This window comes from Neobacillus drentensis, assembly GCF_036966985.1.
GTDB lineage: Bacteria > Bacillota > Bacilli > Bacillales > Cytobacillaceae > Neobacillus > Neobacillus drentensis_E.
On record NZ_JBALSN010000354.1, the window covers coordinates 1 to 4,953 of the forward strand.

The 4,953-nt window shown below is 39.3% G+C and carries 5 protein-coding genes; all 5 read left to right on the forward strand.

All coding sequences use genetic code 11. The annotated features are described in order from the left end of the window. Positions 1-547, forward strand: a 547-nt coding sequence (locus tag V7659_RS21580) for a DedA family protein (RefSeq protein ID WP_335542142.1), incomplete at its 5' end; no start/stop codon positions are given. 196 nt (positions 548-743) lie between these two features. Continuing rightward, complete coding sequence (locus V7659_RS21585; RefSeq protein WP_335542144.1) at positions 744-1,913, forward strand: MGDG synthase family glycosyltransferase; 1,170 nt, start codon at positions 744-746, stop codon at positions 1,911-1,913. Between the two features lie 37 nt (positions 1,914-1,950). Then, complete coding sequence (locus V7659_RS21590; RefSeq protein WP_335542146.1) at positions 1,951-2,553, forward strand: undecaprenyl-diphosphatase; 603 nt, start codon at positions 1,951-1,953, stop codon at positions 2,551-2,553. Positions 2,554-2,655: 102 nt separating this feature from the next. Then, positions 2,656-3,498 (forward strand): cytochrome c oxidase assembly protein, encoded by an 843-nt coding sequence (locus V7659_RS21595; RefSeq protein ID WP_335542148.1) that lies wholly within the window; start codon positions 2,656-2,658, stop codon positions 3,496-3,498. Between the two features lie 242 nt (positions 3,499-3,740). After that, positions 3,741-4,953 (forward strand): cytochrome ubiquinol oxidase subunit I (locus V7659_RS21600; protein ID WP_335542149.1); only part of this gene is annotated, 1,213 nt, incomplete at its 3' end.

Sequence of the window (4,953 nt, forward strand, 5' to 3'; positions counted from 1 at the left end):
TGTCATTTTTCTTTTTTTATTCTTTGGGATTGTTGGTATTCCTGCTCCGGAAGAATCGCTGCTCTTTTTAATCGGAGTGCTGAGTTTTCATCATCAGCTCTCATTGGGGCTATCCATGCTGTGTTCCATTCTTGGAGCGTTTATTGGAATGCTGACTGCTTATTCAGTCGGAAAATTTGCCGGGGCCCCATTTATTAAAAAATTCGGCAAGTATGTCGGGATTACTGATGACCGCTGGGAAAAGGTAAGTGGTAAATATACGAAATACGTTCGTAAAACCATCCTGATAGGTTTTTATCTGCCAGGTATCCGGCAAATAAGCCCATATTTTGCCGGGATCAACAACATTCCATTTCGGAGGTTTTTGGTTTTTTCCATGATAGGCACTTTCCTCTGGACCATTCCTTTTATTGTAGGAGGCTATTTTGCAGGGAAAGTATTCCATATAAATCCAGACTATGTTCCATATGTAGGAATTGGATTTTTCTTTCTTTTCTCGCTATATATTATCTTTAAGTATATAAAAGGAAAAAAAGGAATTACTTAATAGGCACACAAAAAACCTGAAAAGACATCTTTTCGGGTTTTTTGCTTTTTTCAGCCAAACTAAAAAAAGTCTGAAGAGAAGATTAAAAATCCATTAAAAATCCAGTTTTTCTAGAAATGAGTGTTACATTGAAAGGGTAATTTAGAAATTATTATTTTTTAAGGAATGATTTCTAGTAGAACAGGAGATGGAATATGTGAAGAAGATTCTGTTTTTACCACTCTTACAAATGCAGTCAGGACATCATCAAGTCGCTGAGGCATTAATGGACCTTTTAAAAAATCATACAGACGATCTAACTTTGAAAAAAATTGACTTATTAAGTTATACGAATAAATCGTTAGAAAAAGTGATTACAAAGGGCTATCTTAATTGGATTCGATACGCGCCAGACACCTATAATCTCGCTTACAAGAGCTTTTTTTACGTACCGCCAACAAAAAAACATTCCTTTAAATGGTATGAACCGCTCTTTTTGAAGAAAATGGAGCAATTAATAGCAGAGGAAAAACCAGATTTACTTGTTTGTACGCATGGGTTCCCGTCCTATCTTCTAAGTAAGTTAAAAATGAAGGGGAAATGCGACATTCCGATTATTAATGTCTATACAGATTTCTTTATTAATAGTGTTTGGGGAAAAGAGGGAATCGACCTCCATTTCCTACCTAGTCAAGAGAGCAAAGAAAGACTCGGCACAAAATTTCAAATTCCAGACCAACAGATGATTGTCACAGGTATTCCTGTCCATGAAGAAATTTCGATAACTGTTAAGCGGAAACAACACAAGGATGGTCGTCCCAAAATCTTATTATCTGGAGGGAATAGCGGTTTAGGCGGGATGTTAAAGCTAGCTGAGGAGTTAAAATGCTCCTCAAACTTAGATTTCTTGGTTTTGTGTGGGAAAAACAAGAAGCTTTATGATGAAATCCTTTCATGGGATTTAGATCATATCAAACCATTAACCTATCTCTCTTCCAGATCAGAAATGAATTTACTTTATGAAGAAGTTGATGCGATTGTCTCAAAACCAGGTGGGGTCACCATAAGTGAAGCAATCCGAAAAAGACTGCCGATCTTTGTTCATTCCGCACTTCCAGGACAGGAGAAAATAAATCTCCAATATTTAAAACGTAAAAAGCTCGTATTTGAGCTTGACCATCAATCTTCATTGGAAAAGCAATTGCTAAGTGTGTTAAAGGATCAGAATAGAATGAATCATTGGGAGCATGCGATTGATTCTTACCAGCAGGGAATAAAGCTAGACAAGCCGGAAAAAATTGTGGAATTGTTAGAAAACTTACTAGACCAAAAAAAGAGTGTCAGGCAGTTGGGATTCGTTAATTATTCTTCTCCGTTACGGATTTAAGATTGTTGGAAAACATGAATCAGGAGGTTAAGTTAAATTGTCAAATTTAGACTATGGTATCTTTCAAATCATCAATCACCTTGCAATCAGTGAGCGATTTTTAAATCCATTGATGATATTTTTAGCAGAAAAAGCAGAGTATTTATTTTTCGCAGGAATCATTTTCTATTGGTTTTATCGTAAATCACAAAATCGAAAAATGGTCGTTGAAGCCATTTTGGCCGCTTGTGTTGCACTAAGTATAAATAGTGAAATCGGTCACTTCTTCTACCGGAATCGTCCTTTTGTCACCCATCATGTAAACTGGCTAATTCCTCATGTGAAAAATGCCTCATTTCCAAGTGACCACGCGACAGCAGCATTCGTGATTGCGACAGCGATTTGGATTTGGAAAAAACGTGACGGCTGGATGTGGTTAGTTTTAGCTGCAGGAATTGCTTTGTCACGCGTTTGGACAGGAGTACATTATCCTTTAGATGTGGTAGCAGGAATGTTGATAGGTGCAGGCGTGGCATTTGCCATCCATTTCTTACTAATTCGATTCAAGGAAATAAACAAGGTTATCATTTGGTTAATTGAGTTTTATGAGAAAATTGAATGTAATTTTTTAGAAAAGACAAATCTTGCAAGAAAACAATAGAAATGAAGAGCCACATGGTTCTTCTTTTTGTCATATCTCAGTAAAAAAATCATAAAATCTAAAGTTATCTGTTCGCTTTAAATAGTGTAGGGAGGGGATTTCATGTTCTATGCGATGTGGCTGGAAGGTCAAATGTTGTGGAATATGCCATTATTAGCCTGCCTAATTTGCCTAGCCGCCATATATGTATATGTAGTAGCGTCTTATACAAATATCAAATTTTATCAAAAGCAGCCCCTGCTAAATTTTCTCAGTTTAGGTATCATGTACTTAACCTTTGGCAGTCCATTTGAAACAATTAGTCATCTGTCGTTTAGCTTGCACATGCTTCAAATGAGTATTTTATATTTTATTATCTCCCCCTTATTTGTATTGGGTATCCCAGATTCTATAATCCAGTCCATTCGAGAACATTCCCTAACAAAACGAGTCAGCAAGTTCGTATTACCGCCGCCGAAAGCCGCCTTATATGCGTTTGGGGCCCTGTTCCTAATGTACCATTTCCCAATCGTGTTAACATTCCTAGCTCGAACCGCCTTTGTTCATAATGGATATTTATTTGTACTGCTGCTCCTATCTTTTCGGATGTGGCAGCCCATAACCGTCCCTGATCCGAAGAAGGATCATTCACGAGAGCAGAAAAAACGTTATCTTTTTCTTAGCGGACTAGTCATTATGCCTGCCTGTTTGCTATTTATTATCACTGCCTTCATAGGTGGAATGAATAATCCTCTTCTTTCTGAACTCACCGCAAATCTCTGTATCTCACCTTCCCAACTAAGCCAATTAAGTTCCCTTGATATTCTACCTTCTTCATTTAACACAAGACTTGATCAAATGTTTGCGGGAGTCCTAATGTTAGGAATGCATAAATTTGGAGTAATCCTGACCGTTCGTCTTGGCAAAAAAACAAAAGGCGGGGCTGTGGTGGGGGTTGTGGACTGAACTCCATAGCCTCTATTTACTGTGGATAAAGTGATGATACTTTCCAAAAGTGTTCAATATATTCCGCGATAATTTTGGGAATGGTATGTAAAGAGAGAATTCATTTAACAGGACGGCAGGGGGGATTTATATTTATAAAAAACAAGAAAGGAAGCTCATTTGGCTGGCCTTTATTGTGGCCTCCATTATGGGACTATCGATCATTGGACGGCTGTTTTCAGGATAAGAAAGGTGGTAAGTGAATGGGAAATGAAGAGGCCGTATTTTTTAGCCGTGTGCTGACAGAATTAACCTTGTCCTTTCACATCATATACGCAACCATCGGCGTCGGCATTCCGCTGATGATTATGATTGCTCAATGGGTCGGGATCAAGAAGCAAGACGAACACTATATTTTATTAGCACGAAGATGGACAAGGGGATTTGTGATTACCGTAGCTGTTGGTGTTGTAACTGGGACTGCAATTGGTTTACAGCTTTCACTCCTATGGCCCAACTTTATGCAGTTAGCTGGAAATGTCATCGCCTTGCCGTTATTTATGGAGACCTTTGCCTTCTTTTTTGAAGCCATTTTTTTAGGTATATACATATACACATGGGATCGGTTTGAAAATCAGAAAAAACATTTGCTCCTGCTAATCCCGGTGGCATTAGGAGCCTCATTTTCAGCTGTCTTTATTACGATTGTGAATGCATTCATGAATGCTCCGCGGGGCTTTGATGTAGTTAATGGACAGCTCGTGGATGTGAGTCCCATTCTGGCAATGTTTAACCCGGCTATGCCAACAAAAGTTGCTCATGTGGTTGTCACCGCTTATATGACATCCGCTTTTGTTCTTGCTGCGATTGGTGCCTTCCGGTTACTGAGAGGTTCCGACTCTACGTACCATAAAAAGGCGTTGTTTTTAACCATGAAACTAGGATTCATCTTTTCAGTAGCCACCGCCCTTTTAGGAGATTTCTCCGGAAAGTATTTAGCCGAGTACCAACCGGAAAAATTAGCGGCGGCCGAATGGCATTTTGAAACAGGGAAAGGGGCTCCTCTCGTCCTTTATGGTGTACTTGATAATGGAGAAGTGAAATATGCTCTAAAAATTCCCTATGCACTTAGCATTTTAGCGCATGAAGTCCCAAGTGCAGAAGTGATTGGGCTTGATCAATTTCCGAAGGATGAAGTGCCGCCTCTCTATATCCACTATCTGTTTGATACGATGGTTACCATCGGTATGTGGATGACCATGCTTTCCTTCGTGTACATCCTAGGTATATGGCGTCATTGGCGTTTTGTATTATCTAGATGGTTTGGGTGGCTGATTGTACTGGGAGGTCCTCTTTCTATTCTTGCGATTGAAGCAGGCTGGTGGTTGGACGAGGTTGGGCGTCAACCGTGGGTTTTACGAGGGATTTTACGTACAGAACATGCCGCAACGACAAGCGGCCAAGTCGATCTAATGT

Coding starts and splice junctions, on each gene's coding strand:
- V7659_RS21595 (WP_335542148.1), top strand. CDS start 2,656: ATGTTCTATGCGATGTGGCTGGAAGGTCAAATGTTGTGGAATATGCCA.